Consider the following 24,871-nt stretch of genomic DNA (forward strand, 5'->3'; position numbering starts at 1 on the left):
ATGAGTTTGGTCGATAAACAGGTTATTCAAAATAAAATGAGTAAGCGATCAGTTAAAAATCAGATTATGAATAAATTATTCTTTTCGGCTACCGCTTTTGGGATAGTGGTTTTAATAGTATTGTTATACCGGGTTTTTTCAGAAGGTATCGGTCATTTGGACTGGGGCTTTTTAACAAACTTTGCATCAAGGTTTCCTGAAGAAGCCGGGATAAAAGCAGCAATAGTCGGTTCGTTATGGTTAATGGCTGTAACTGCACCGGTATCTCTTTTACTGGGTGTTGGAACAGCTATATATTTAGAGGAATATGCAAGTAGGAACAAATTCACACGCTTTATTCAAATAAATATTTCAAATCTTGCTGGGGTACCTTCCATTGTATTTGGTTTATTGGGTCTTACAGTTTTTGTACGATTAATGGAAATGGGAAGAAGTATTATGGCGGGTGGATTGACGATGAGCTTATTAATTCTGCCGATAATTGTTGTATCTTCCCAGGAAGCAATAAGGGCTATTCCAAAGAACCAGTATGAGGCATCGTTTGCAATGGGCGCCACGAAATGGCAGACCATTCGCCGTGTTGTGTTACCTGCAGCAATACCAGGCATTCTTACTGGTGGTATATTAGCTCTATCACGAGCAATAGGGGAAACAGCGCCACTACTAATGATAGGCGCACTCTCATTTATCGCTTATTTACCGGAAAATGTCTGGTCTGGTTTTACTGTGTTACCTATTCAAATCTTCAATTGGACCGGAAGACCACAAGAGGAATTTCATTTAGTGGCATCAACAGGGATTATTGTATTGCTAGTCATATTGCTATTTATGAACTCGATTGCCGTCATCATACGAAATAAGTTTTCGAAGCGATTTTAATTAGGAGGTTTTTTAAGATGAATAGCGCAGCTGAGACCAAACATGTACCAGTTCCAAATACAACGATTAAACCAAAAAGTAGAGATTCTAAATCAATTTATTCCATTAAGAACTTTAGTCTGTGGTATGGAAGCGATCAGGCACTATATGATGTTCAATTTGATATCCCGGCTAATAATGTAACAGCCATAATTGGGCCGTCCGGATGTGGTAAATCGACATTCATTAAGGCACTAAATCGTATGGTGGAATTAGTCCCATCCGTAAAGATGTTGGGAAGTATTAACTATAATGGAAAAGATATTTTCAGTCCTAAGTATAAAGTTGAAGAACTAAGGACAAATGTTGGAATGGTTTTTCAAAACCCAAATCCATTTCCGAAGTCTATTTATGAAAATGTTGCATATGGACCTAAAATTCATGGTATTAAAAAGAAAAAGGTACTTGATGAGATTGTTGAAAAAAGTCTTAAAGGTGCAGCGCTATGGGATGAAGTAAAAGATCGTTTGCAGGAGAATGCTTTCGGTTTGTCAGGTGGTCAGCAGCAAAGACTTTGTATCGCCAGATGTTTAGCAATTGAACCGGATGTTATATTAATGGATGAGCCAACGTCTGCGTTAGATCCTATATCAACAGCAAAAATAGAAGAACTGGTTCAAAAATTAAAGGAAGATTACAGTATCGTAATAGTTACGCATAACATGCAGCAGGCAGCCAGGATTTCGGATAAAACTGCTTTCTTCCTGAATGGGGAAGTAATAGAGTACAGCAATACAGATGAACTTTTCTCCAATCCTGAAGATAAGCGTACAGAAGACTATATCACCGGACGCTTCGGATAAAAGATAAAAGGAGGACTTTGATGGTTGCTAGAGAACAATTTGAAACTGACCTAAGCAATATTAAAGAGAAAATAATGGTGTTATCCCAAACTACAGAAAATGCCTTGTGTGGAGCTGTTGATGCGTTGTATAACCAGGATATTGAATTAGCAAATCAAGTTATTGATCGGGATAATGAAATAGATGAACAAGAGCATTCTATTAACGATAAAACGATTTTACTGATTGCAAAACAGCAGCCAGTTGCAACCGACTTACGCCGATTGATAATAGCATTAAGAATTACAACAGATTTAGAGCGGATGGGGGACAATGCTAAAAATATTGCGAAATCGACGATTCATTTAGGAGAGAACCACCGTTTGACAATCCATCATGAAATAAAACAGATGCGTGACATGGCTGTAGAAATGGTTCATACTGCTATGCATGCATTTCAATATGAAGATATTTCTATAGCAGGTAAGTTATCTGAGATGGACGATCAAGTTGACAAACTGTACGAACGAATTATTCACGAATTATTGACCGAAACAGCTACAAATTCAGAAAAAATTCAATTTGTAATGCAAATGGCTTTCAGTGCCAGATATATCGAACGATTTGCTGATCATATTACCAATATCGGAGAAAGTATTTTGTTTCTGGTGAAGGGAGAATCTTATAAACTTAACTAGTTTGATAGAAAAAGCTGTATTGCGGTGGCAATACAGCTTAATTAGTTAGTTTTTCAGCAATTTCGTAATGGCTCATATTACTTGTTAATTCAAAATCACCAAGTTGAACCCTCGTTGTATACCCTTGTTCTTCCATATACTGAGTAAATTCATCACGGTCTTCGATAATACCATTTTCAGCCAATGTGCTGCTGATAGTCGATGGTGCCATCCCGGATTTTACTGTTAATGTATAGTTTACTTTACTATTTTCCTCAGTACTTGGGTCATTTTTCTCTTCACCATTAGTTTCTTCTGTCTCAGTTTCCTGACTTTCATCGGAAGTCGAATTATTCTTTTGTTCTTCTTTCGGTTGAGATTCGCTATTAGCATTTTCGCCAGCATTTTTATCCTCGTCTGATTTCACCGAAACAGAAATATACTCAGATTCTGTTAAAACACGGTACCCTTCAGCTTCAACACTTTTAATCATGTCATCAGTTGACATATTTTCAGTTTTACTTTTGGGATCATTTGTAAAATAAAACATTACAAGTAAGAGGATACCAGCTGATAAGAGACCAAGTGCGAATGATCTAATTGGTTGTTTCATAATTTTCCCCTATCTCTCTAGTAGTTAAATTATTAATTATGTAAGTTATCATTGGAAAAGTCATCGGTAAGCAGTTCTTCTTCTAAAATTTTAATTTTCTTTTTCATTTGGTAATTATCCTGCATGGTGGAAATTGAGAATTGTTCTAATTCACTTTCCAGTTCGTCAAATTTGTCGTTCATAAAGAAAGATAATACAAGTAATACAACAGCGATGACAATAATAGTAATTATCGCATACATCATTTTTTTCTTCCCTCCATTCATGTACAATTATATTTATAACATATAATTTAAAAAAGAGAAATCATCAATATTTTACAAGTAGATTCTTGATTGTTTCTCTAACATCTGCTATTATAATTAAGTCTGAATATAATAAAAGATGCCTATTAGAAAACTTGGCTTATCGTCTAGCCTTAATGGAGAAAGCGAAAGCCTTAGTTGCACTTATGCAGTAAGAGGATTTATACCTTCTTATCTGCCAAAGCAAGACTTTATAGTTTGGAGGGAAAATATATGCGCGTAAATATTACTTTAGCATGTACTGAAACAGGCGACCGTAACTACATTTCTACTAAAAATAAGCGTACTAACCCGGAACGTTTAGAGCTTATGAAATATAGCCCACGTCTAAAAAAACACACATTGCATCGTGAAACAAAATAATAATTTTTTGAAATAAAACTCTTGCCACTGATGAAGGCAAGAGTTTTATTTTTTACCGAAGATTGTATATACTTTTGATAGGGGTGAGCAAATGGATAAATCAGAATTACGCAAGAATGCTATATCTATGTTAAAGAGTTTTTCTGAAGAAGAAAGAAAGAATATCGAGGAGATACTGACACAAAACGTTGTTAACTCGGATTTTTGGAAGCAATCAGCTGTTGTGGGTGTTACAATTTCCAATAGTTTTGAATGGAACACAAAACCAATCATTGAAACCGCCTGGAATGAAGGTAAGTCTATCTGTGTGCCGAAATGCCGACCAAAAGACCGAAAACTCGAATTTTATAAAATAAATACATATGAACAATTGGAAGTGGTTTATTATAATTTATTGGAGCCAATCCCTGAAAAAACGGAAAAAATAGATAAACGGATGATTGAGTTACTTATTGTGCCAGGTCTTTTATTTGATGGTAACGGATTTCGGATTGGCTTCGGTGGAGGTTATTATGATCGATTTTTGAGTGATTTTCCAAATAAGAGAATATCCATTGCTTCCAATGAACAAATAGTAGAGGGATTACCAGCTGAACCATTGGATATTCCGGTAGATAGAATAATTACAGAAAGCGGGTTTCTGTGATAAGGAGAGATACAATGGTGGATTCGACACGTTATTCAAGGCAAATGTTGTTTGCTCCAATACAGGAATCAGGACAAGAAAAGTTGACAAAGAGTTCCGTTCTTGTTGTTGGTGCTGGTGCACTAGGTACTGTGATATGTAATCATCTTGTACGAGCAGGTATTGGTAAAGTACGCCTGATAGACCGTGATTATGTTGAACTTAGTAATTTGCAGCGACAAATGCTCTTTGATGAAGAAGATACTAAAAAGGCAATGCCAAAAGCTATTGCCGCAAAAAATAAATTGGAAAAAATGAATAGTTCTGTCTCAATTGAAGCAATTGTAGGTAACGTTACAATTGAAAATATAAACGAATTAGTAAAAGACATTGATGTAGTATTGGATGGGACAGATAATTTCTCTACCCGTTATCTTTTAAATGATATTTGTTTTAAACATAATATTCCATTTTCATATGGTGGAGTTGTCAGTTCAAGAGGCATGACTGCGTTCTTTATTCCCCAAGAAACACCATGTTTACGTTGTATTACAAACGAAGGTACCGATAACGGCCAAACATGTGAGACCGTTGGCGTGATTTCACCTGCAGTTGATATGATATCTTCTTTACAGGTGACTGAAACACTAAAGTTTTTGACTGGAAATAAGAATAATTTACGAAACACGTTAAAAACAGTTGATATATGGTTTAACCAGCAATATGATATGAAATTGTCAAGTCCTGACCCAAGCTGTAGCACATGCCAGAAAAATGAATATCCAGCCTTACAAAGAACTGCACAAGATAGGGAGACTGTATTATGCGGGCGTGATACGGTTCAAATTCATCAAAAATCAAATATGGACTTGGAAAACTGGGAAGAACAATTAGCTAAAGTAGCGATAGTTCAACGTACGCCATTTTTATTGAAAGCAACTTTTAATGAAGTTATAAGTCTTGTCATTTTCAAAGATGGGCGTGTTCTCGTTCAAGGCACTGAAGACCCTGTTCAGGCAAGAATTTGGTATGATCGATATATTGGATCCTGATGCATAAAATCACAACATGTTGAAAACAATTAATAACACAACATCATTAGCAGAAAAGGGTGTCAGGATGAGAATCTTTTTAGTTCTTACATTTTTATTGACCGTAGTGACAGTAATCTTTAAATGGAGATATAGAATAGTAAACACTCTATTGGCGATTAGTTTCTTGCGACGAATTGCAGTTATGATTACGATGAACATGCCAGCAATCCGTAATAAAATATTACCAAACTTGTTCAGTCGATCAACAAACTAGATTGTTTATTTTAGCAGTTAAAAAGTTTAAATACTTTTTATTGCATAAGTGCAGCTATGGAACTTGTGTCATCATGGCTTGCACTCCAATGTATAAGGAGTTCTAACAAAACAAAATATATCTTCATAAGAAACCCTTAAACAAATGCCAAGTTTTCTAAAAAAGCTGTTCTAAGATAAGTAATCAGCTTTGGAGTACTGGTAGTAAGAATGTAGTACAAATTGAGCATTGAATTGTAGAGCAATTTGATGCTCTTTCCTATTCCACAACAATCCTCTAATGGTGGTGTTGATTAGCCACGAAATGGAGCAATAAAGAGCGCCATTTCTTTTTTGTACTCCGTAACTGAACCACTTAGTTCTACGACGGCTTCTTTTAATATACAATAAAAGAAAAATAAATTTATTTTTGGTAAGATGGTTTCAGGGAGGAAAACGAATGTACCTATCTGAGCAATATACATTTTATAAACTAGCATATAACTTAGTTGCAGAAGATGACTTCGAAATACTGCACATAAATGAAAATGGTCAGGAAATATGGCTTGAAAAATATAAAAATAAAACATCGTATGTAGTTCGCTTAATACATAAAGGATTTGATTGGAAAAATCATTTAAAAAAGGATATAAGGGTCGTTTTTCAAAAAGCAAAAGCAATGAAACGTTTTTTTCTGGGCAAACATATTCAAATACATAATGTATATATATCTTCCCATTCACCGGTAGATGACTGGGACATACTTAAGAAACCAATGCAATTAAATGAAAAGAATCCAATGAAAATGAAGGTTTACTATTTATCGGAGGAAGAAAAAGAAGTAGAACATTCACGGCTGCAGGAAGCAATTGATAGTTCAAATGTGAGTATTTCACATAAAGTGATAGAACAGGATATGGAAGAACGTGTTGATTATTATAAATCCCAATTGAACAATATTCTGAAGAATAAAGAAAATGAGGCGGACAATGTATTCTCTAATGGTAAACCATTTTTAACCTATTTTTTATTGGGCATTAACATTATCATGTTTTTATTACTTGAACTAAATGGTAGTAGTAAATCGATAGAAACCTTAATTGAGTATGGAGCAAAGTATAATCCTGCTATTATTGAAAATGGTGAATGGTGGCGTATCGTCTCATCTATGTTCCTGCATATTGGATTCCTGCACTTATTTATGAATATGTTTGCTGTTTATTATTTAGGAATGGCTGTTGAACGAATATATGGTTCAATCCGTTTTATTTTAATATATTTTTTAGCAGGTATAGGTGGTGGACTGGCTAGTTTTGCATTTACCACTAACATCTCAGCGGGTGCATCTGGTGCGTTATTTGGTCTTTTCGGTGCTTTATTATTTTTTGGATTAATTCATAGAAAATTATTTTTCCAAACGATGGGAAAAAACTTACTTATAATTATTGGAATAAACCTTGTATTTGGATTCATGGTTCCTCAAGTTGATAATGGAGCACATCTGGGAGGATTAATTACAGGATTTATTGCTTCGGCAATCTTGCATTTGCCTCGGATGAAAAAGATATCTATACAGCTTTCTGCGCTCCTTCTTTATGCAATTATAATCTTTGGATTAATAACATTTGGCATCCAACATAATTTGAATAGCCCATCCTATCAGCTGATGAAAACTGAGCAGTTAGCAGCAGTGCAAAATTATGAAGAAATAGTAGAGGCTACTACAATTGGTTTAAGGAATCCTGATGACCTTGCAGATGAATTATTGTTTCAAAGATCTTATGCTTATGTAAAGCTGGATAAAATTGATTCGGCTATAGATGATTTGGAAGATACAATACAGATAAACGACGAGTTTGCTGAGGCACATTTTAATCTAGCGGTTATATATTATAACCAAGGACAGGTAAATAAAGCACAAGAACGAATTAAAAAGGCATATGAAATAAAACCAAACGGTGATGATATTAAAAAGTTTTATGAAAAGATTATTGATCAATGAACCGAACAGAAGTCTATTTTTTAATAGAATGTATACTGCGAAAATTAAAAAACTACAAAACTGACAAAAATTGCCTAAAAGCTCACTTTTGAGGGTAACCACCTAACCACCCACAGTGAGATCTTTTTATTTAAATTCAGGATACTGCTGAATCAGTCTTTCTTTATTACCATTTATTTCATATAAAACTATTAAATGTTTATTCTGTTTATCAAACAAAACTAAAGGCACGTAACTTTTTAATTTGTCTTTTTCAATATTCTTAGCATTTATAATATAATTTTTATAGATTCCTTCCCATAGTTGGCCAATAATCTGATTTGTTTGTTTTTGTGTTAGTGATGGAAGAGGCTCATTATTATATTTGTAAAGCTCTGTAAGTGGAACGGAAATGTAAGATTCACTGGCAATATCAAAGTGACGAATTAGCAACTTCCACGAATATAATAATTGCTGATGTGTTGTATGATCTAGTAATGTTGCCCACTCGGTTTCATATTTATTATTAGGGGTTTTAAAAGACTCTAGTACAGTGTTTGGAGAATCGATAACGTATAATTGATCGTAAGTCATTTTGTGTATACTTTTAATTTGATCGTCTGGATAATGAATCTCTCCATGATGATAGGATATTGCTTGAAAATAGCTGCTATCCTCTCCGTAAATTTTTTCCTTTGTCTGGATTCTATCTGTATCTTCCATCCATTTACTTCGAATACCTCTTAACATGCCATTATCAAATATCAAGGAAGCATCTTGCCTTAAATATATTTCCTTATCACTTTTTGAATCATTTTCCCAGATTATCTCATAGGAGTCATTGGTTTTTTCAGATATCAAATCAAGACGGGTATTTGCCATTTCAAAGCTCGTCTTTTCGTCCATTGGAAAAAACGTAATAGTTGGAACAGTCTTTACCTGCATGATGTAGACAAATACAGGCAATATTATAAGTAATATTACTATATAAACTAAAAGCCTCTTATTCATTTCAATTATCATCCTCTATCATCCTCTGTAATTCCCACTTAAAATAAAATGTATGAGTTTGGACAACCGTTTATGCTAATTCAAGAATAGAATAAATGACTTGTAACAAACTAGTTATAGATTTCTAAATGAGGGTGACACATTAATGGAAAGAGAAAAAAAATCGTTATTTTCTTCGTTTCATAAGAACGTCGACTATATGAAAGATAGGTTGGCTGTAGATAAAAGCTTTGATGTAATTTCTCTGGATTTAGAGTACGCAGGAAGAAAGATGGCTTTATTTCTGATTGATGGATTTGCAAAAGATGAGATTCTGCACTATATAATGAAATTATTGGCACAGCTGGAACCAGAGCAGCTGGAACCGGATCCATTAACAAAACTTTTCAAAACATATATACCCTATATAGAGATAGATCGTCTGGAAGATTTAAACAAGGCGGCTGATTTGGTTCTTGGTGGACCAGCAGCTTTGATTGTTGAAGGTATTGAAGAAATAATCATGATTGATGCAAGGACCTACCCAGTAAGGGCACCAGCTGAACCAGACTTAGAAAGAGTTGTGCGAGGCTCGCGAGATGGCTATGTTGAAACTATTGTTTTTAATACAGCCCTCACCAGGAGAAGGGTTCGTGATCGATCTTTACGCATGGAATACCTGCAAATCGGCAGAAGATCTATGACAGATGTTTGTATCTGTTACCTTGACGATATTGCAGATCAGGATCGCGTGCAGAAGCTGAAAACAGTGTTACAGAAGATAGATACTGATGGTTTGCCAATGGCTGAAAAGACAATTGATGAATTTATAAGTGGGCGACATTGGAATCCATATCCGACTGTCCGGTATACGGAAAGACCCGATACAGCTGCAGCTCATTTATATGAGGGACATATACTCCTCATTATCGATGGATCACCAAGTGTAATGATTACCCCAGCAACATATTGGCATCATTTACAGCATGCTGAAGACTATCGGCAAAAACCATTGGTTGGTGCTTATCTAAGATTTATTCGATTTATTGCAGTTTTTGTATCACTATTCATATTACCGCTTTATTACCTTTTTTCCACAAGTCCAGAGTTTTTACCAACCGGTCTAGAATTTATAGGTCCATCAGAACCTGGATCTATTCCATTGATTGCACAATTTTTAATAGCTGAAGTAGGAATTGATATGTTGAGGCTGGCTGCAATTCATACCCCATCATCCTTGGCAACTGCACTTGGTCTAGTTGCAGCAATATTAATGGGACAAGTTGCAGTGGAAGTTGGTTTGTTCTCCAGTGAGGTTGTTCTTTATTTAGCTGTAGCTGCAATAGGTACTTATGCGACACCAAGTTATGAATTGAGTTTGGCAAATCGATTGGTTCGAATGTTTCTACTATTAGTAACAGCATCATTTGGACCAATTGGATATGCAGTTGGAATCACACTCTGGATTCTGTATTTAGTAAGAATGAATTCATTCAAAACTGCATATTTTTGGCCGTTACTACCTTTTTCATTTCGGGCATTTCGTGACGTCTTCCTTCGTTCACCCATGCCATTAAAAAACAGAAGGCCAGCATTTTTACATCCAAAGGATCCAGATCGTTAATATTTTCGGTCTGGTTTTTTGTTGTTCCTTATTTCAACACATTTTGGTATAATGGTAAATGGTGATTAAATGAAAACTATATATGATGTACGACAATTATTGAAAAGGTTCGGAACAATTATATACATTGGTGATCGTTTAGCAGATCTTGAACTAATGGAAGCTGAAGTTAAAGAATTATATCAGTCACAATTTATTGAACCAAACGAATATCAGGAGGCTACATTACTCCTTCGACAAGAAGCATCTCGAATACGAGTTGATAAAGGAGAGAGTTCCTAATGGATCAAAACATTATAGGTATAGATGTTGGTGGTACAACAATTAAATTTGGCATAATTAATGAAGCGGGGAATATCCTAGATAAGTGGGAAATTCCAACTAATGCCACCAACAGCGGTACTTCAATTCTGACTGATATTTGGAACTCACTTAGACAAAAAATTGAAATAGGTCAATTAAACAAAGATTCAATTACTGGTATTGGACTAGGTGCTCCCGGGTTTATACATGAAGAGTCAGGAAGAGTGTATGAAGCTGTTAATATCGGATGGAAGAATATGGAAATAGCGAATGAATTAAAAATTATATCTAATTTGCCTGTATTTGTACAAAATGATGCAAACATCGCAGTACTAGGCGAAAATTGGCGAGGTGCCGGTGAGCAATCCAGAAATCTTATCGCTATCACCCTTGGAACAGGAGTTGGTGGCGGAATAATCGCCAATGGTACTATTTTAAATGGTGAAAATGGAACAGCAGGAGAAATTGGTCACATTACCATTGAAAAAGACGGTTATCAGTGCAATTGTGGTCGTAGAGGGTGTTTAGAAACTATTGCTTCAGCGACTGGAATAGTTCGACAAGCTAAGAATATAATTGGAACAAATCCAACAAGTCGTTTAGCATCCTTATATCGAGAGAATGGAAGTTTAACGACTAAAGATATTTTTGAATTAGCAAATAACGGTGATGCTTTAAGTAAAGAAGTTATTGACCATACAGCAGATGTTCTTGGGTTAGTAATCGCAAATCTTGCAACAATTATAAATCCATCCAAGATTCTTATAGGCGGTGGTGTTTCAAAAGCTGGGGAAGGATTTATAAATAGTATTGATAATGCTTTCCGTAAATATGCTCTGGGCAGAGTAAGTGAAGTATGCGATCTAAAAGTTGCTCAGCTTGGGAATGATGCTGGAATAATTGGTGCAGCATTTTTAGTGAAACAAAAGTTAATGAACACTACATTTTAACCTTTACTTTTTGAAGTTCTTCTATTAATATAATAATTTGTTAACTAATTACCGTTAAAATAAAAAAATATAAATTCTATGAAACTTTTTGATGGAGATAAACGTCATATAGTAGTATAGGTCTTTTGCCACGTTTTAAAAATATAGTTACGGGTATTGAATGAAATGAATAAGTATAGTAATGTAGAATGTTAAAAGTTTTACTGTAGGAGGTCTAAGATGAACTTAAAACGAGTCAAAATGCCGTTGTTTATAATTGCAACATTATTATTTGGATTAAAGACTTATTTTATATATCGATTTTTATTTAGTATTGACTTGGAAAATACGATGCAGGAATTTATCCTGTTTATAAATCCATTTGTTTCTGCTTTTTTATTCTTTTCAATAAGTGTATGGTTTAAAAAACAGTCTCGACAAATGAAATTTATACGTTACACAGCATTAATTGGAACGTTTATTATATACTTTAATCTTGTGTTCTACCGTTCTTTTACCGACTTTATAACAGTGCCACAATTATTCCAGGCAAGTAATATGGGTGACTTGGGCTCAAGTATTTTTACGTTGATTGAAGTATACGATATTTTATTTGTTGTGGATGTAGCAATTATATGGTATTTAAGTAAGAAAATACCAAATGCTATGTCAGTCAGCTATCAAAAAAGTGGAAGAGTATTTGCATTAGCGATGTCATTAATGCTACTTGCAGGGAACTTTTTCCTAGCTGAGATGGAAAGACCTCAATTATTCACTCGTGCATTTGACCGTGAATATTTGGTGAAAAATATTGGGCTGTTTAATTATCATGTTTACGATTTAGCAGTTCATTCAAAAGTGAAAACGCAGCGGGTCTTTGCAGATGGCAACGAATTACCTGATATTAAAGAGTATGTAAACCAAAATATTCAAAGTGACAGTAAATCACCTTTACATGGTATTGCAGAGGATAAGAACGTTATCTTTATTTCAGCGGAATCTGTCCAAAACTTTGTGATAAATAAAAAAGTAAATGGTAAAGAAGTAACACCATTTTTAAACAGTTTAGTTAATGATGATAGTACCTATTATTTCGAAAACTTCTATCATCAAACACTACAAGGAAAAACTTCTGATTCTGAATTCTTGACGGAAAACTCACTTTATCCGTTATCGAGAGGTGCCGTTTTCTTTACGCACGGTCAGAATGAGTATAACGCAATGCCAGAGATCTTGAAGGAAGAAGGATATAACTCATCGGTATTTCATTCAAATAACAAAAGCTTTTGGAATAGAGATCAAATGTATGACAGCTTAGGATTCGATCACTTTTATGGTGAAGAAGCCTATGAAGTGAATCAAGAAAATTCTGTCGGATGGGGTTTGAAGGATAAACCATTTTTCGAACAATCGATCAAGTATTTACAGTCGATGGAAAAGCCATTCTATTCAAAGTTTATTACACTTACAAATCACTTTCCATTTGAATTAAGTGAAGAAGATAGCTCAATTGATAAATATGATTCAAATTCCAATACGCTGAATAATTATTTTCCAACAGTCCGATATACTGATGAAGCAATTGAGAAATTCTTTCAACAGTTAAAAGATGCTGGAATATATGAAGACTCTATCATTGTTATTATGGGTGACCACTATGGTATTAGTGAAAACCACAATAAAGCTATGAGTCAATATTTAGACAAAGAAGAAATCACACCATATGATCATGTACAGTTACAAGAAGTACCAATGTTTATTCATATACCAGGACATGATGATGGTAAAGTAATGTCTCAAGTATCTGGTCAAATAGATATTAAACCAACATTGCTACACATGTTGGGTGTATCAACTAAAAATGATATATACTTCGGTAATGACTTGTTCAGTAAAGACCGCAAAGATTATATAGCATTACGAAATGGAGACTTTGTAAGTCAGAAATATGTTTCGACAAGTGACATTTGCTATAATCGTAAAACTGGAGAACCAGTAGAACCTAAAGAAAACGCAACTTCTGAAAGTAAAGCAGAGTCCGCATGTGATCCTATTAAGGAAAAAGTAGAAGAAGAACTAGGATATTCAGACGAGATAATTTATGGGGATCTATTTAGATTCGTGGATTTTTCAAAAAGTAAATAAGTGAATTGAAAAAGCTGATCCATTATGTGGATCAGCTTTTTACCATAAAAAAAAACTAACTGTAATAGTTAGTTTTTATTGTTTATGGTTATAAATTTCCTATTTCGGTAATGATGGTCGCAATGGAGAAGAAGCCAAAAGTTAGTGCTGAAATGGCCGAGAAACCAAGTGCGAATACATTTTTAATTTTCAATTGACGGATTACTGATACTACTGACAACAGTGTAACAAGCAAAAGTATTACTGCTAAAATCATATGAAAATATCCTCCTTGTGAAATTTCTTTGATTGTGATAATTTACTATGAGTTCTTCAATTTATTAATTTATTATTATGTAACAAGCAGTTTCCTATTCTTATTTTATAGTATAAAATGGGATTTGTCGAGTTATATTGTAACGAAAATATTGAACAAATATTCAATGGAGGGTTGATAATGATCTTTAAAAGCATGTCTTTAGGTCCACTAGGCACGAATTGCTATATCGTACATAACGTTAATGATGCAATAGTGATTGATCCCAGTGGCGATCCTGAGAAAATAATAAAGTATTTGAATGATAAAACTCTTACACCAAAAGCGATTTTACTAACCCATGGACATTTCGATCATATTGGTGGCGTTGATCAAGTTAGAAATTACTATGACATCAATGTTTATATTCACGAGGAGGAATCGGCATGGCTGGAGAACCCAAAGTTAAATGGGTCATTACTATTTATGGGGAGCGAGATTAAAACTAAAAGTGCCGAGCATTATTTAACCCCAGGAAAATTACAGATAGGAACAATATCATTCGATATAATACATACCCCCGGACATTCGCCTGGTAGTGTTAGTTTTATATTCCATGAGCAAGAACATGTTATAAGTGGAGATGTATTATTTAATCGAGGTATAGGCAGAACTGATTTGCCGGGTGGGGATATTAAGCAGCTTGAGCAAAGTATACGTAATGACCTTTATAAATTGCCGGAATCCTATATTGTAAGTCCTGGTCATGGGCCAGAGACAACTATCGGAAATGAAAAACAGAATAATCCATTTTTCTCACCCCGTTAAGAAGCCGAACAACAGCGCCTGTTCAACGCCGTATGGACTGCGCCCGTTAATCGCTGGTGGGTTGAGAAACGGCGATTTTTGTCGAACATCCTTGATATCTTAACGTAGACTGGGGGAGGGGAGTACAATAGACGCTAGCAGCTGATGCTAGGTCCTGTGGCATGACCGACACTAGTCAGTCTTGTACGTCGGGCTGAGCGTGTTGATTCGGAAGTACAGTTACCTTAGACTTTATAGGCCACTAAGCAACAAAAAAGCCCTTCTTTTATAAGAAGGGCTTTAGGGGGGATGTGCTCTGCTCTTTTGTTGGTTAGGGATAAAAGTTAAGCTACTGTTATTACTATAATTGTATATTAACAACATGTCAATAGTGTAAACACAAAAAAATAAAAAACCCTGCATCATTATATGTAAGCAGGGTTTTTGGTTTAATGCCCGAATCCAGGCACTAATATGAATTCTGAATACCATGTAAATCCAATAAAAAATACAGTACAGTAAGCTCCGAATAAATACATATACATGCGTTCTGATAATTTCAGATAACTTACTGTTAGGAAAAATGCCGTTTGAACTAGGAATAGTAGTGCTGTTTTCTGCATGTCTCCTACATAAAACATTACTGTGAAAATACCTGTCCAAAAGGCAAGGACACGAAACATTCGATCCATGTTTTCCCCCTCCTTTTAGGTAACCTTATCATTGTTATTATAAACGACGATTAGGATAATGTAAAATAAATTTTATTAAACAATAGAAAGTTTTGCCACATACGTGCAATTTTCACATCCATTGAACATATTTTCGTTTTCAATTAAGTCTACATTCGTAAACAACGCTTCAAACATACCTTTTAAAAAATTGTTGTGTAATTTACAAACCATAGCGAGGTTAGTTGATGCGACCTCTTTGAAGGGACAGTTTTTAATTTGAAAAGTTACACTGTTTTTATCAGCATTATATTGAAAGTCCGGATACATTCCAAGCATTGTGCCAGCATCTTCTAATATGTTAATTTTTTGTTCTTTTGTAAGTTCCTCAAACAAGGGGCCGTTGTTATATCGCTCAATTACTTTATTCCCGTATTTATAACCAGTTTGGTATAATGCATGTTTTCCGGCTTCTCCCAATTCAACAAATGATTCAATTGCAATTGTAGAAAGTAATTTATAATCCCTATGCGGGAAATTTAACTCGATTACTTCATTTGAAAGTCGATAAACTCTACTTGGCCGACCACCTTTTCCAGTTTTTAGGGAGTAGGATTCAACAATATTTATGTCTTCCAGTTTTGATAGATGAAGTCTGGCTACGTTCGGATGGATATCGAATAATTCGGCAATCTCAACAACAGACACTTCCTGGTGGTGCTTTATTAAATACTGGTAAATATTATATCTGGTTGGGTCACTCAGTACATTCGTTACTTTTAGTGTTTGTTCCACCGATTATCACCTCACTATGTTTGTTACTATCATTATAGTGAATATTAATGGTGAGATGTGTGAAATTGCTTATTTGTTAAAAAATGTACACAACTTTATAGTTGATATTATGATACATATTGAAATTATTATTCTAAATGTAGTCTATTGGTTATTGTAAAGGTGGCCTCAGAATCAGTTGTAATATTGAAAAATAGATGATATTCTTTTTCATCTAATTCTATATAATCCACTTGTACATAGCCATAAGGGAACTGGTAATAAACAGGATTACTATTCATTTCTTTTCCAAGTAGTAATTCTTCTTTAAATGTTGTTCGTGCCATTTGTATTAATGTTTCTATTTTTAGTTGATCAATTTGGTTATTGGTTATCTGTATTTCATTTTGATACATATTAATACTTGCTGTAATGATAATTAACGCAATTGCTATTATAAAGAGAACATAAGGGAGAATAAATCCTCTACTATTACCGGTAAAAGATAATTGTTTTTTCAAAGTTTTCACCTTTTGTGGATGTGATGGAGGCGTGAAAGCCGTATGCAGTTGATTTATAATTAATGTTTTGTACATGCCGTAAGTATATTTCATGACCTTCAGAATTGACTTGTCTCCTAATCAAATCTTGATATTTTTCAATTGTAACAACTGAACCGTCGTGCTGATTGAGAATGATTTTGGTTGGTTCAACTTTTATGTCAGTTGATTTTATTACATCATCTCGCAGAAAGTAATAGAACTGTTGAACGGATAGTTCTTCATAGTTGGATGTAAAATTAACCCCATTTAATAGGTAACCGGTGAAGGGTATTATTATAAATAAAATGGTACTAGTCAAAATAACTGATAGAAAAGAAAAACCTTTTTCATTTTGCAGAATATCCATACAGGCAAATTTGATTAGTTTTATTTTTAACATTCTTCCATTCTACACAACCTTTCAGCAGTTGATTTTTAGCTAAAAAAATAAATTTAAGTTTTGTTTCATTAACTGTTTTGAAATATTCAGTTGGGATACTATCCTGACCATCCCACAAATATGGCTGAAGTTCAGCATGTAATTCATTTCCAAACAGTCGCTTTTGATGCAGTATTTCCCGTTCGTATATCAATAAATTTGTAATCGGTATAAGAGTTGAAATCATCATCATTAGGAGAGTTACGGCCACAAGGGATTCAATAAGAGAAAAGCCTTTATTGTTTAACAATATAGCACCTCCCTTTCCCAAGTGGACAGGTAACTTTATAGTTGTTATTTATTGTTTGAATCATAAAACTCCCAGGATCAACAATAGTTCCTCTATGATTAAATGATATAACTTGCAGGTTTAAATAATCTATCTTCCATCCTTTAGGAATTCTACGTTCTATCAATATTTTTAAATTGGAATTTTTTGTTATCGTATAGCTTTTATTTTCGGTAAATATTAAACGAAAGTAATTTCTTGAACCATATGATTTGTTTTGCATATATAGTAAATCCATTTCGAATGTATCCATAAAATTATCTTCTTCCTGTTTTTCTAGAATGGAAAATTGTAGTGGGGCACTAATAAGTAGTAATACGGACCAAAGGGCAAGAACGAATAAAACTTCGATTAAAGTAAAACCGTTTTTAGACTGCATTAAATTCCAGAGGGGATACTGACAATTGCTTTACCGTCTGTATTTGTGATTTGCAATTCAGTATTATTAGGACATTTCTTCTGCTCTTCAGTAATGTAACCTGAAGTTTCCAAAACCTCTAGGTCGACTGGATAACTATTTTTTTCTATATAATACGCATCGACCTGTGCCTGGACTACATTTACCAAGGCGTTGCACCCTTTTTCATACACTTCCTTACTCTTGTCACTTAAATTTGGGACCATTAGAATAATTAGTACGGAAATGATCATAAGGACAATGAGCATTTCTATTAAAGTGAATCCTTTTTGACTATTGAACAAAATTTCCAACTCCTCTATATTGTTTTAATTAACTGAAACATAGGCCACATCAATGTGACGTAAATAAAAATGATGAAGCTTGCTAAAATGATAAAAAAAACCGGTTGCATATAGGTAATAACTTTCATAACTTTTCGGTGTATTTCTTCCGTTTGTAATTCTGCATAAATTGTTAAGTCCTTCTCAAGTGCATTTACATCTGCATTTTTTTGAAAAATAGTTGATAGCTGTTTATCAAGAAGTGGTAAATTCGCCAATAAATTCGTTATATAAACTCCATTTGATAACTCTTCGGTCATTAATAAGGCAAAATATGAAAGGATCGGCTGTTTTCGCTGCTGTGACAAATTAAAGAGTATTTGCTTTATCGACATACCTGTTTTCAGTAAAGAACTGACGTGTGTGGCAAATAAAAATGAAGTTTGCATTCTTTTATATTGATGATAGATAGGTATTAATCGGTAAAATTTAATTTGATTCTCGATACTGACTTTGTGTTTAATTACTTGCCACAGAACAAGAGATAGAACAGTAATCAGTATCATGATAGTTAGTAACCTTCCTAATAGTTCAATTAAAACAATGGAAAACATAACTGTTGAAGCTGTTCCAGTGTTGTTATTAAATAGATCCATAAAGGAGGGGAGGACCGATTGCTTAACAAAATAGAGCAGTAGTGCAAATACGAATAGCAAAATCAATGGGTAGCGTATTGTTTCCTGAAACTTCTTTACATAAAGTACACGTTGCTCATACATAGAGATACATTTCTCAATGTTTGCTTGAAGATCGCCATTAGCCCGAACAAAGTATAAGTAGGATGTAATTAATGGGTTGAAGTTCTCTTTTTCTAATGCTTGATCAAGTGAGTTACCGGCTTTTAGTGAAGTAATAACGGAGGTGGAAATCGATTTAAGTTGGTTATCCCAATCAATAATTTCAAGAGCTGATATCAGTGGGTAACCGTTTGTCAATAACCGTTCCACGCGTTTTAAAAAGCGTAATTGAATTTCCTTTTTGGGTGATTTATTTCCCAGTTGAGTAATAAGTTTCTTCAGAGATAAAACCATAAGCAAAAGCCTTCTTTCGTAAGTGATGAAATGTATGAAATTGTTCCTTGGAACTAATATCAATCCCATCCAGTGTGTTTTCCAGAAAGGTTCCATCCAATAGCTCGATTATTGCACCACGTCTTGTAGTATTATTAACGTGAACAGGTAGTAGCTGTAATGCTGCAACTGAAATAAGTGATTGTTTTAAATCAGAGCGCTTCAGACCCATCTCCAGTAAGCGATGAATCGTTCCCAATGCATTATTGGCGTGTAACGTACTGAGAACTAAATGACCAGTTAAGGAAGCATCAAAAGCAAACTGTGCAGTAAAACTGTCTCTTATTTCACCCACCATTATAATGTCAGGATCATGTCTAAGAGCGGCCTTTAATCCAGTCTGATATGTGATTCCCGCTTTTTCATTTACTTGGACCTGCAGGATGTCATTTATATCCTTTTCAATCGGATCTTCCAAGGTAATGGTCTGATAAGATTTTTCTGTTAAAATGGTTTGAAGCAAGGCATATAACGTTGTTGTTTTACCACTTCCTGTTGGACCTGTAAACAGAATGATGCCTGCGCGATTTGAGATCCATTCGTTAAGTTTGTTTAATTGGTTTGGAAAAAGAAATAGCCTATCAAGGGTAAGGTTGTCTTCCTGTGGGAGAATTCGGATTGCAAGGCTTTCCATATGGTTTAAGGGAAGCGTGGATAATCGTAGGGAATAACGATTTGTCATAGTATCATGGTCAATTGTTCCATCTTGTGGTTTGCGAACTTCACCTATATCCATTCCTGATGTAAACTTATAGTAAGTAAGTAATAATTGGTACTGATTAATGGGAATCGTTTTGTGAAGGATTCTTTGTCCGAATATACGAAAATAGATGTCTGCTTGGTTCGGGAAAGGGTAGAAATGAATATCCGAAGCATTGGTAGTAATAGCAGATTGAAGAAGCTGTTGTGAAAGACTTGAAGCTGTGTTCAATAATATTTCACCTCCTTAGTTAGACTATATTCGACATAGTTTGCACAACTCCTTCTTTTTTTAAAAAATAATATTATTAATTTTTTAAGGCGGGTTAAAATCATGAAAACACTTTATTTAATTGGATTTATGGGTAGTGGTAAAAGCACTATAGGTGAGATGTTGAGTAGTTCATTACGTGTTTCACATATTGATACTGATCATATGGTTGAGGAAGTGTATGGACAAACAATAGCTGCGATCTTTCAAAATAATGGGGAAGGCACTTTTCGAATGTACGAGTCTGAAGTTTTAAAAAATACACCTTTACAAAATTGCGTTATATCAACAGGTGGGGGTATTGTAGAAAAGGGAGAAAACGTTTTATTTATGAAGGAAAACGGAGTCGTGGTTTATTTAGAAACTTCATTTGATGAGATAGCTAAACGTTTGGAAGATGACCAGACAAGGCCATTATGGAGTAATAATGTCCAGGAAAAGAAGGATTTATTTATTCATCGTAAAAAATTATATGAGAAAGATGCAGACATAATAGTACATACAGACAATAAAACAGCTATAGAAATAACTGAAGAAGTTAAAGCTTTATTAATCTGAAAGTAATTAAAGAATAAAATTTCTACATGCTGTTAAAAATAATAATACCTAAATGAATTGAGGTGGTTATTATGTCTGGGAATGAATATATAAAGTATATGACAGAACAGATTACAACATATATTGACACTCCAGCGGAAGAAAAAAAACTGAGAAAGTCACGGCATAAAACAGATCCACCAGTTTATTCATCCAAGTGGCTAGGCATTTTACCATTTGCTTTTAAACTCTTGCTAAAAAAGACTCAATGAAAGGCAAACCTTATAAGGTTTGCCTTTTTTAACTAATAGCGTTTTCTGCTAAATAAAATATACCGCCATTTATAACTTTGAAAGTTATGCGTGGATTATACCGCTTTTTAATTTCTCCAATTTCCTTATACATTTCTTGTTGCGTATTTTCTTCATTATCATTTCTACTGTAAAAATGGGTTAGCAGTTTAATTTCTTCTTCCATTGTTTCAAGTGATTTTTCTGCCCAATCGTGTGTTTGATTTTGAATATAACTTTCAAGAACAGATTCAATCCTGGTAAATCCGCTTTTTAGTCTGATTATCGGCGAAATAGTATAGCAGTAATCTGAGATCGTCAAATGTAGTGTTTTCTCTTCTAAAAGCTCCATCATATCTGTTTTCATGGAGCCATTTACCAGGTGCAGACCAATTGAAAAGATTTCATCTCTTTTCTGCTTCCCTTGATAACTGATTTTAATGTTCGTAACCAGCCATGGAAATAAAGCTGTTTTCTGATTCGTGTCTATACGTTCAAAAAGTTTCGTATACGTTTCTTCCTGTCTTAACTTATTGAGAATCTGTTGTAATCGTGGACTCCCGAAATGAACCCATTCCCCTTTTTCATCTCTTTTTTCAGGGTTTGTGATTAACGTGAGCTGCATAGGGTCTCCGGGATTACCAATCTTTTTAATGTAATGCCAATAAAACGGCCGATTCATTAAAGCACGATCCATATCCTCTGTTAACTGAACAGTAAGAACACCTTCATTGTTATAGACAAATTTACAGTGGTTTGCTGTAAAATAAGACTCTAAAAAGTGGTGTAAATTTTTAATTGCCATATTGCTGCTCCTTCTGTTCTGTCTGATCATGTGTTAATTTGATGATTGAAGAAAGGTTATCCAGTTTTATTCTTGCCTCACCAGTAGAAGAGGATTCAGAAAAAATGGATTGTATTTCCGATTCTATGTCATTTATATTCAGTTCGGCCAAAATACTGTCTAATTGGCCAATAACTTGTTCAAATAAATTTATTTTTTCATACAAAAGCGTCATAATATGCTCCTCCACGGTACCGCGAATTGCCAAATTGTAAATATGAACATCATTTTGCTGACCATAGCGGTGTATCCTGCCAATTCGCTGTTCTAATCGCATCGGATTCCATGGCAAATCATAATTAATCAGATGGTTGCAAAATTGGAGGTTAATTCCCTCACCACCAGCCTCGGTCGCAATCAATACTTGTGCATGATTTTCAAACAATTGCTTCATCCAATCTTTTTTACCTTTTTTGAATCCGCCTCTAAAAGGTACTGATGTAATATCGTTCTCTTTCAGATACCATTGTAAGTATAATTGTGTAGCACGGTATTCAGTAAAAATAATTACTTTTTCATCGCCTAATTGTTTAATGACTTCTACTGCTTTTTCAGCCTTTACATGTTGGGGAAGCTGTTCAATTTTATCTGTGATTGGTTTTATTACATCTACTTTTTCATTGCTTGTCATCATCTTCTGTAGTGATAAGAAGCATGCTTCTCTCGATGAACAGAGCTCTCTAAGTAATGTAATTTTTGAGAATGTAGCAAAGACCTCTGTTACACTTTGCAGGTGTGAATAGACATCCTGCTCTTCTTTTTTAAAATCAATCCATATCGTCTCGATTTTTCTTTTTACCTTATCAAATTCCGTGTTTTTTCGTGTATTTCGAATCATTACTTTTTGGACTAATTGTTTCAGGTATTTATCCTGTTTTATTTTTTTACGGTCCTTACCATACTGTTCCAGGAAGCTGTCGTAATCGCCTAAGTGACCTGGTTTTAAAATGGATACCAAATTGAATATTTCCACTAAACGATTTTGAACTGGTGTAGCAGTTAATAATAAACAATATTTTTTCTTTAACGATCGAACAAACGCAAAGTTTTTTGTTTTGTGGTTCTTCAGTTTATGGGCTTCATCAATTAATATAAAGTCATAGTCAATATCAAGTATATGTTCGCGATGTGGGGAACGCTTAGCTGTGTCAATAGATGTAATCATAATTTCAGTCTGATCCCATGAATAATTCTTTCGATGTGGAATTGCTGGAATATAAAATTTTTCATTTAATTCCTTGGCCCATTGATTTACGAGGGAAGCGGGAACCAGTATGAGTACTTTTTTTACAAGTCCTCTCAGCATATATTCTTTTAAAATAAGACCAGCTTCTATTGTTTTTCCAAGCCCTACTTCATCAGCTAAAATTGCTCGGCCATTCATTTCTTCTATAACTTGATTAGCACAGGATATTTGGTGTTCAAGAAATTCCATATGTGGCAAATAATCTAGTGATTTTAACCCTTCAAACGATGGCGCCATAGTAGTTAACTCGGCTTGATAGGTCATTTGGAAAAGCTCCCAGGGTGAGAAGGGTCCTTCTTTTTCAAGAGTTGTTTCGAATTTATCAATAAAGAGGGAATCTTTTTGAAGTTCAATGCGGTCCATAACATACTTCCTTTTAAAAGAGTTATCTTATCTCTACTTTTTACCTTATTCATATGCTATAATGAGACTTATAATAAGGTAGATATTTCTTAGTAACTGATACATAGTATAACCAAAATAACTAATTTCATTATGCGAATGAGTACAAGGGGAGAGCTTACTTTTATGTAACGCCGAAGGAGCAAACATTGTGTGAATCTCTCAGGCAAAAAGACTCTTGTATGACGCAACTCTGGAGAGTGTTTACTTTTGGTAAACCACCAACGAAGCAAATGCTTTTAGGAATTTGTATTCAGTTCCTTGGCATGCAACTTTCAGGTTGAAGGACAGAGATTTCCCTGTATATCAGAGAAATCTCTATTTTTATGTGGAAGATTAATTAAAGGAGTGGATGGAATGAGTGAGCTGAAAAGAACCCCATTGTTTCCTGAATATGAAAAAGCAGGGGGGAAGACAGTCGATTTTGGAGGATGGGACTTACCGGTACAATTCAAGGGTATAAAGCATGAGCATGAAGTTACCAGAACAAAAGCTGGATTATTTGATGTTTCGCACATGGGTGAAATTATGGTAAAAGGTTCAAACAGCAAGGATTTTTTACAGAAAGTAACAACAAATGATGTTTCCACATTAACTCCAAAGCGTGCACAATATACATTTATGTGTTATCACGATGGTGGAACAGTTGATGATTTTATTATTTACATGCTGGAGGAAGACCACTATTTATTAGTTGTGAATGCAGCCAATACAGAAAAAGATTTTGAATGGTTAACAGAAAACAATGACACAGGGGTTTCAATTGAAAACGTATCATCTGAGTATGTACAGCTGGCACTTCAAGGCCCACAGGCTGAATTAATTCTTCAACGCTTGACAGATACCGATCTAAGTGAAATAAAATTTTTCCGTTTTGAAAACTCTGTTTACTTTTCTACAATCGATTCAGGTGCAATTGTATCCAGGACTGGGTATACAGGTGAAGACGGATTTGAGATCTATATCGCTGCCGATAAAGGAAGTGATCTGTGGAAGCTGATTCTTGAAGCAGGTGAGGATGATGGTGTGGAACCAATCGGGCTTGGCGCAAGAGATACACTTCGTTTTGAGGCGAAATTAGCATTATACGGTCAGGAGCTCTCAAAAGACATAACCCCAATTGAGGCAGGTATGAAGTTTGCAGTTAAAGTCAACAAAGAAGCAGACTTTATTGGAAAAGAAGTGCTGAAGCATCAGGCAGAAAATGGTCCTGACAGAAAGCTTGTAGGTATTGAAATGATTGATAAAGGTATTCCTCGTACGGGATATCAGTTGTACGCCGAAAATTCTGAAGTAGGATTTGTTACTACTGGAACACAGTCACCAACATTGCAAAAGAATGTCGGGCTAGCACTAGTGAAAAGCGAGTTTGCTGAACTTGGGACAGAGCTGTTTGTACAAGTACGCAAACGAAGACTAAAGGCAGAAGTTGTTAAAACGCCATTTTACAAACGCGATAAATAGGGAGGGTTT

At 34.6% G+C, this 24,871-nt stretch carries 30 protein-coding genes and 1 riboswitch; of the genes, 15 read left to right on the top strand and 15 right to left on the bottom strand.

Going from position 1 to position 24,871, the window contains the following annotated elements; all coding sequences use genetic code 11:
* The 3 genes from pstA to phoU are packed head-to-tail and all read left to right on the top strand — an operon-like array spanning nt 1 to nt 2,398.
* On the top strand, nt 1–879 hold the full coding sequence (pstA, locus tag BLS02_RS08385) for a phosphate ABC transporter permease PstA (RefSeq protein ID WP_092492557.1): 879 nt from the start codon (nt 1–3) through the stop codon (nt 877–879).
* Nucleotides 880–896: 17 nt separating this feature from the next.
* Nucleotides 897–1,721 carry a phosphate ABC transporter ATP-binding protein PstB gene (pstB, locus tag BLS02_RS08390; RefSeq protein ID WP_092492558.1) on the top strand — a complete coding sequence of 275 codons (825 nt, stop codon included), beginning with the start codon at nt 897–899 and terminating at the stop codon, nt 1,719–1,721.
* 20 nt (nt 1,722–1,741) lie between these two features.
* Nucleotides 1,742–2,398 (top strand): phosphate signaling complex protein PhoU, encoded by a 657-nt coding sequence (gene phoU, locus BLS02_RS08395; RefSeq protein WP_092492559.1) that lies wholly within the window; start codon nt 1,742–1,744, stop codon nt 2,396–2,398.
* A gap of 37 nt (nt 2,399–2,435) precedes the next feature.
* On the opposite strand, the gene BLS02_RS19170 is transcribed toward phoU, so the two are convergent.
* Nucleotides 2,436–2,990, bottom strand: coding sequence for an endolytic transglycosylase MltG (locus BLS02_RS19170; RefSeq protein WP_092492560.1), 555 nt, complete (start codon nt 2,988–2,990; stop codon nt 2,436–2,438).
* Nucleotides 2,991–3,022: 32 nt separating this feature from the next.
* Complete coding sequence (locus BLS02_RS08405; RefSeq protein ID WP_092492561.1) at nt 3,023–3,235, bottom strand: hypothetical protein; 213 nt, start codon at nt 3,233–3,235, stop codon at nt 3,023–3,025.
* A 273-nt stretch (nt 3,236–3,508) separates the two neighbouring features.
* Between BLS02_RS08405 and rpmG the strand changes: the two genes are divergently transcribed.
* The 4 genes from rpmG (at nt 3,509) to BLS02_RS08430 (ending at nt 7,571) form a co-directional block, all read left to right on the top strand.
* Nucleotides 3,509–3,658, top strand: coding sequence for a 50S ribosomal protein L33 (gene rpmG, locus BLS02_RS08410; RefSeq protein WP_010530995.1), 150 nt, complete (start codon nt 3,509–3,511; stop codon nt 3,656–3,658).
* A gap of 91 nt (nt 3,659–3,749) precedes the next feature.
* Nucleotides 3,750–4,304 (top strand): 5-formyltetrahydrofolate cyclo-ligase, encoded by a 555-nt coding sequence (locus BLS02_RS08415; protein ID WP_092492562.1) that lies wholly within the window; start codon nt 3,750–3,752, stop codon nt 4,302–4,304.
* A 14-nt stretch (nt 4,305–4,318) separates the two neighbouring features.
* The gene (locus tag BLS02_RS08420; RefSeq protein WP_175559466.1) at nt 4,319–5,335 is read left to right on the top strand and encodes a ThiF family adenylyltransferase; all 1,017 of its coding nucleotides are present in this window, start codon (nt 4,319–4,321) and stop codon (nt 5,333–5,335) included.
* Between the two features lie 694 nt (nt 5,336–6,029).
* The gene (locus tag BLS02_RS08430; RefSeq protein ID WP_092492564.1) at nt 6,030–7,571 is read left to right on the top strand and encodes a rhomboid family intramembrane serine protease; all 1,542 of its coding nucleotides are present in this window, start codon (nt 6,030–6,032) and stop codon (nt 7,569–7,571) included.
* A 126-nt stretch (nt 7,572–7,697) separates the two neighbouring features.
* On the opposite strand, the gene BLS02_RS08435 is transcribed toward BLS02_RS08430, so the two are convergent.
* Entirely contained in the window at nt 7,698–8,573 is an 876-nt protein-coding gene (locus tag BLS02_RS08435) for a hypothetical protein (protein ID WP_254788741.1), read from the bottom strand.
* Nucleotides 8,574–8,706: 133 nt separating this feature from the next.
* On the opposite strand from BLS02_RS08435, the gene BLS02_RS08440 reads away from it, so the two are divergent.
* The 4 genes from BLS02_RS08440 (at nt 8,707) to BLS02_RS08455 (ending at nt 13,541) form a co-directional block, all read left to right on the top strand.
* Entirely contained in the window at nt 8,707–10,164 is a 1,458-nt protein-coding gene (locus BLS02_RS08440) for a spore germination protein (RefSeq protein ID WP_092492565.1), read from the top strand.
* A gap of 69 nt (nt 10,165–10,233) precedes the next feature.
* Nucleotides 10,234–10,446 (top strand): YqgQ family protein, encoded by a 213-nt coding sequence (locus BLS02_RS08445; protein ID WP_092492566.1) that lies wholly within the window; start codon nt 10,234–10,236, stop codon nt 10,444–10,446.
* The gene (locus tag BLS02_RS08450; protein WP_092492567.1) at nt 10,446–11,417 is read left to right on the top strand and encodes an ROK family glucokinase; all 972 of its coding nucleotides are present in this window, start codon (nt 10,446–10,448) and stop codon (nt 11,415–11,417) included. The genes BLS02_RS08445 and BLS02_RS08450 overlap by 1 nt, the downstream gene beginning before the upstream one ends.
* 219 nt (nt 11,418–11,636) lie before the next feature.
* Nucleotides 11,637–13,541 carry an LTA synthase family protein gene (locus BLS02_RS08455; RefSeq protein ID WP_092492568.1) on the top strand — a complete coding sequence of 635 codons (1,905 nt, stop codon included), beginning with the start codon at nt 11,637–11,639 and terminating at the stop codon, nt 13,539–13,541.
* Between the two features lie 88 nt (nt 13,542–13,629).
* Here BLS02_RS08455 and BLS02_RS08460 read toward each other — a convergent pair whose 3' ends face one another.
* Entirely contained in the window at nt 13,630–13,797 is a 168-nt protein-coding gene (locus tag BLS02_RS08460) for a DUF2759 family protein (protein WP_092492569.1), read from the bottom strand.
* Nucleotides 13,798–13,977: 180 nt separating this feature from the next.
* Here BLS02_RS08460 and BLS02_RS08465 point away from each other — a divergent pair, with 180 nt between their 5' ends.
* Complete coding sequence (locus tag BLS02_RS08465) at nt 13,978–14,604, top strand: MBL fold metallo-hydrolase (RefSeq protein ID WP_092492570.1); 627 nt, start codon at nt 13,978–13,980, stop codon at nt 14,602–14,604.
* Nucleotides 14,605–15,032: 428 nt separating this feature from the next.
* Here the strand turns inward: BLS02_RS08465 and BLS02_RS08470 are convergent, their stop codons facing one another.
* The 9 genes from BLS02_RS08470 to comGA form a co-directional block, all read right to left on the bottom strand.
* Nucleotides 15,033–15,275: a DUF2626 domain-containing protein gene (locus BLS02_RS08470; RefSeq protein ID WP_092492571.1), complete on the bottom strand. Its 243-nt coding sequence runs from the start codon at nt 15,273–15,275 to the stop codon at nt 15,033–15,035.
* 75 nt (nt 15,276–15,350) lie between these two features.
* A complete protein-coding gene (locus BLS02_RS08475) occupies nt 15,351–16,049 on the bottom strand; it encodes a helix-turn-helix transcriptional regulator (RefSeq protein WP_092492572.1) in 699 nt (232 codons plus the stop codon).
* A gap of 128 nt (nt 16,050–16,177) precedes the next feature.
* Nucleotides 16,178–16,444 (bottom strand): competence type IV pilus minor pilin ComGG, encoded by a 267-nt coding sequence (locus tag BLS02_RS08480; protein ID WP_139180780.1) that lies wholly within the window; start codon nt 16,442–16,444, stop codon nt 16,178–16,180.
* Between the two features lie 76 nt (nt 16,445–16,520).
* Entirely contained in the window at nt 16,521–16,970 is a 450-nt protein-coding gene (locus tag BLS02_RS08485; RefSeq protein ID WP_092492574.1) for a competence type IV pilus minor pilin ComGF, read from the bottom strand.
* Nucleotides 16,918–17,259: a type II secretion system protein gene (locus tag BLS02_RS08490; RefSeq protein WP_092492575.1), complete on the bottom strand. Its 342-nt coding sequence runs from the start codon at nt 17,257–17,259 to the stop codon at nt 16,918–16,920. Before BLS02_RS08490 ends, BLS02_RS08485 begins: the two co-directional genes overlap by 53 nt.
* Nucleotides 17,246–17,677, bottom strand: a complete 432-nt coding sequence (gene comGD, locus BLS02_RS08495) for a competence type IV pilus minor pilin ComGD (protein ID WP_092492576.1) — start codon at nt 17,675–17,677, stop codon at nt 17,246–17,248. Before comGD ends, BLS02_RS08490 begins: the two co-directional genes overlap by 14 nt.
* Entirely contained in the window at nt 17,677–18,000 is a 324-nt protein-coding gene (gene comGC, locus BLS02_RS08500) for a competence type IV pilus major pilin ComGC (protein WP_092492577.1), read from the bottom strand. The genes comGD and comGC overlap by 1 nt, the downstream gene beginning before the upstream one ends.
* 14 nt (nt 18,001–18,014) lie before the next feature.
* The gene (locus BLS02_RS08505) at nt 18,015–19,070 is read right to left on the bottom strand and encodes a type II secretion system F family protein (protein WP_092492578.1); all 1,056 of its coding nucleotides are present in this window, start codon (nt 19,068–19,070) and stop codon (nt 18,015–18,017) included.
* A complete protein-coding gene (gene comGA, locus BLS02_RS08510; RefSeq protein ID WP_092492579.1) occupies nt 19,027–20,040 on the bottom strand; it encodes a competence type IV pilus ATPase ComGA in 1,014 nt (337 codons plus the stop codon). Before comGA ends, BLS02_RS08505 begins: the two co-directional genes overlap by 44 nt.
* A 102-nt stretch (nt 20,041–20,142) precedes the next feature.
* Here comGA and BLS02_RS08515 point away from each other — a divergent pair, with 102 nt between their 5' ends.
* Nucleotides 20,143–20,637, top strand: a complete 495-nt coding sequence (locus BLS02_RS08515) for a shikimate kinase (RefSeq protein ID WP_092492580.1) — start codon at nt 20,143–20,145, stop codon at nt 20,635–20,637.
* A gap of 71 nt (nt 20,638–20,708) precedes the next feature.
* The gene (locus BLS02_RS08520) at nt 20,709–20,888 is read left to right on the top strand and encodes a YqzE family protein (RefSeq protein WP_092492581.1); all 180 of its coding nucleotides are present in this window, start codon (nt 20,709–20,711) and stop codon (nt 20,886–20,888) included.
* Nucleotides 20,889–20,916: 28 nt separating this feature from the next.
* On the opposite strand, the gene BLS02_RS08525 is transcribed toward BLS02_RS08520, so the two are convergent.
* Together BLS02_RS08525 and BLS02_RS08530 are read right to left on the bottom strand one after the other, a co-directional pair.
* Complete coding sequence (locus tag BLS02_RS08525; protein ID WP_092492582.1) at nt 20,917–21,711, bottom strand: YqhG family protein; 795 nt, start codon at nt 21,709–21,711, stop codon at nt 20,917–20,919.
* Nucleotides 21,701–23,359, bottom strand: coding sequence for a DEAD/DEAH box helicase (locus BLS02_RS08530; protein WP_092492583.1), 1,659 nt, complete (start codon nt 23,357–23,359; stop codon nt 21,701–21,703). Before BLS02_RS08530 ends, BLS02_RS08525 begins: the two co-directional genes overlap by 11 nt.
* A 138-nt stretch (nt 23,360–23,497) precedes the next feature.
* A riboswitch (glycine riboswitch) is annotated at nt 23,498–23,586 on the top strand.
* A 169-nt stretch (nt 23,587–23,755) separates the two neighbouring features.
* Here BLS02_RS08530 and gcvT point away from each other — a divergent pair.
* Nucleotides 23,756–24,862, top strand: coding sequence for a glycine cleavage system aminomethyltransferase GcvT (gcvT, locus tag BLS02_RS08535; protein ID WP_092492584.1), 1,107 nt, complete (start codon nt 23,756–23,758; stop codon nt 24,860–24,862).
* Nucleotides 24,863–24,871 lie beyond the last annotated feature (9 nt).

This window comes from Virgibacillus salinus, assembly GCF_900102415.1.
GTDB lineage: Bacteria > Bacillota > Bacilli > Bacillales > Amphibacillaceae > Lentibacillus > Lentibacillus subterraneus.

Excerpts from the sequence above, each read along its gene's own strand:
- BLS02_RS08415 (WP_092492562.1), top strand. The coding sequence starts at position 3,750 with ATGGATAAATCAGAATTACGCAAGAATGCTATATCTATGTTAAAGAGT.
- rpmG (WP_010530995.1), top strand. The coding sequence starts at position 3,509 with ATGCGCGTAAATATTACTTTAGCATGTACTGAAACAGGCGACCGTAAC.
- BLS02_RS08520 (WP_092492581.1), top strand. The coding sequence starts at position 20,709 with ATGTCTGGGAATGAATATATAAAGTATATGACAGAACAGATTACAACA.
- BLS02_RS08460 (WP_092492569.1), bottom strand. The coding sequence starts at position 13,797 with ATGATTTTAGCAGTAATACTTTTGCTTGTTACACTGTTGTCAGTAGTA.
- BLS02_RS08485 (WP_092492574.1), bottom strand. The coding sequence starts at position 16,970 with ATGTTAAAAATAAAACTAATCAAATTTGCCTGTATGGATATTCTGCAA.
- BLS02_RS08430 (WP_092492564.1), top strand. The coding sequence starts at position 6,030 with ATGTACCTATCTGAGCAATATACATTTTATAAACTAGCATATAACTTA.
- BLS02_RS19170 (WP_092492560.1), bottom strand. The coding sequence starts at position 2,990 with ATGAAACAACCAATTAGATCATTCGCACTTGGTCTCTTATCAGCTGGT.
- pstB (WP_092492558.1), top strand. The coding sequence starts at position 897 with ATGAATAGCGCAGCTGAGACCAAACATGTACCAGTTCCAAATACAACG.
- BLS02_RS08405 (WP_092492561.1), bottom strand. The coding sequence starts at position 3,235 with ATGATGTATGCGATAATTACTATTATTGTCATCGCTGTTGTATTACTT.
- BLS02_RS08480 (WP_139180780.1), bottom strand. The coding sequence starts at position 16,444 with ATGTATCAAAATGAAATACAGATAACCAATAACCAAATTGATCAACTA.
- BLS02_RS08470 (WP_092492571.1), bottom strand. The coding sequence starts at position 15,275 with ATGGATCGAATGTTTCGTGTCCTTGCCTTTTGGACAGGTATTTTCACA.
- BLS02_RS08505 (WP_092492578.1), bottom strand. The coding sequence starts at position 19,070 with ATGGTTTTATCTCTGAAGAAACTTATTACTCAACTGGGAAATAAATCA.
- phoU (WP_092492559.1), top strand. The coding sequence starts at position 1,742 with ATGGTTGCTAGAGAACAATTTGAAACTGACCTAAGCAATATTAAAGAG.
- BLS02_RS08515 (WP_092492580.1), top strand. The coding sequence starts at position 20,143 with ATGAAAACACTTTATTTAATTGGATTTATGGGTAGTGGTAAAAGCACT.
- BLS02_RS08465 (WP_092492570.1), top strand. The coding sequence starts at position 13,978 with ATGATCTTTAAAAGCATGTCTTTAGGTCCACTAGGCACGAATTGCTAT.
- BLS02_RS08450 (WP_092492567.1), top strand. The coding sequence starts at position 10,446 with ATGGATCAAAACATTATAGGTATAGATGTTGGTGGTACAACAATTAAA.
- BLS02_RS08445 (WP_092492566.1), top strand. The coding sequence starts at position 10,234 with ATGAAAACTATATATGATGTACGACAATTATTGAAAAGGTTCGGAACA.
- BLS02_RS08435 (WP_254788741.1), bottom strand. The coding sequence starts at position 8,573 with ATGATAATTGAAATGAATAAGAGGCTTTTAGTTTATATAGTAATATTA.
- BLS02_RS08420 (WP_175559466.1), top strand. The coding sequence starts at position 4,319 with ATGGTGGATTCGACACGTTATTCAAGGCAAATGTTGTTTGCTCCAATA.
- BLS02_RS08455 (WP_092492568.1), top strand. The coding sequence starts at position 11,637 with ATGAACTTAAAACGAGTCAAAATGCCGTTGTTTATAATTGCAACATTA.
- BLS02_RS08530 (WP_092492583.1), bottom strand. The coding sequence starts at position 23,359 with ATGGACCGCATTGAACTTCAAAAAGATTCCCTCTTTATTGATAAATTC.
- gcvT (WP_092492584.1), top strand. The coding sequence starts at position 23,756 with ATGAGTGAGCTGAAAAGAACCCCATTGTTTCCTGAATATGAAAAAGCA.
- BLS02_RS08440 (WP_092492565.1), top strand. The coding sequence starts at position 8,707 with ATGGAAAGAGAAAAAAAATCGTTATTTTCTTCGTTTCATAAGAACGTC.
- BLS02_RS08525 (WP_092492582.1), bottom strand. The coding sequence starts at position 21,711 with ATGGCAATTAAAAATTTACACCACTTTTTAGAGTCTTATTTTACAGCA.
- comGD (WP_092492576.1), bottom strand. The coding sequence starts at position 17,677 with ATGCAGTCTAAAAACGGTTTTACTTTAATCGAAGTTTTATTCGTTCTT.
- pstA (WP_092492557.1), top strand. The coding sequence starts at position 1 with ATGAGTTTGGTCGATAAACAGGTTATTCAAAATAAAATGAGTAAGCGA.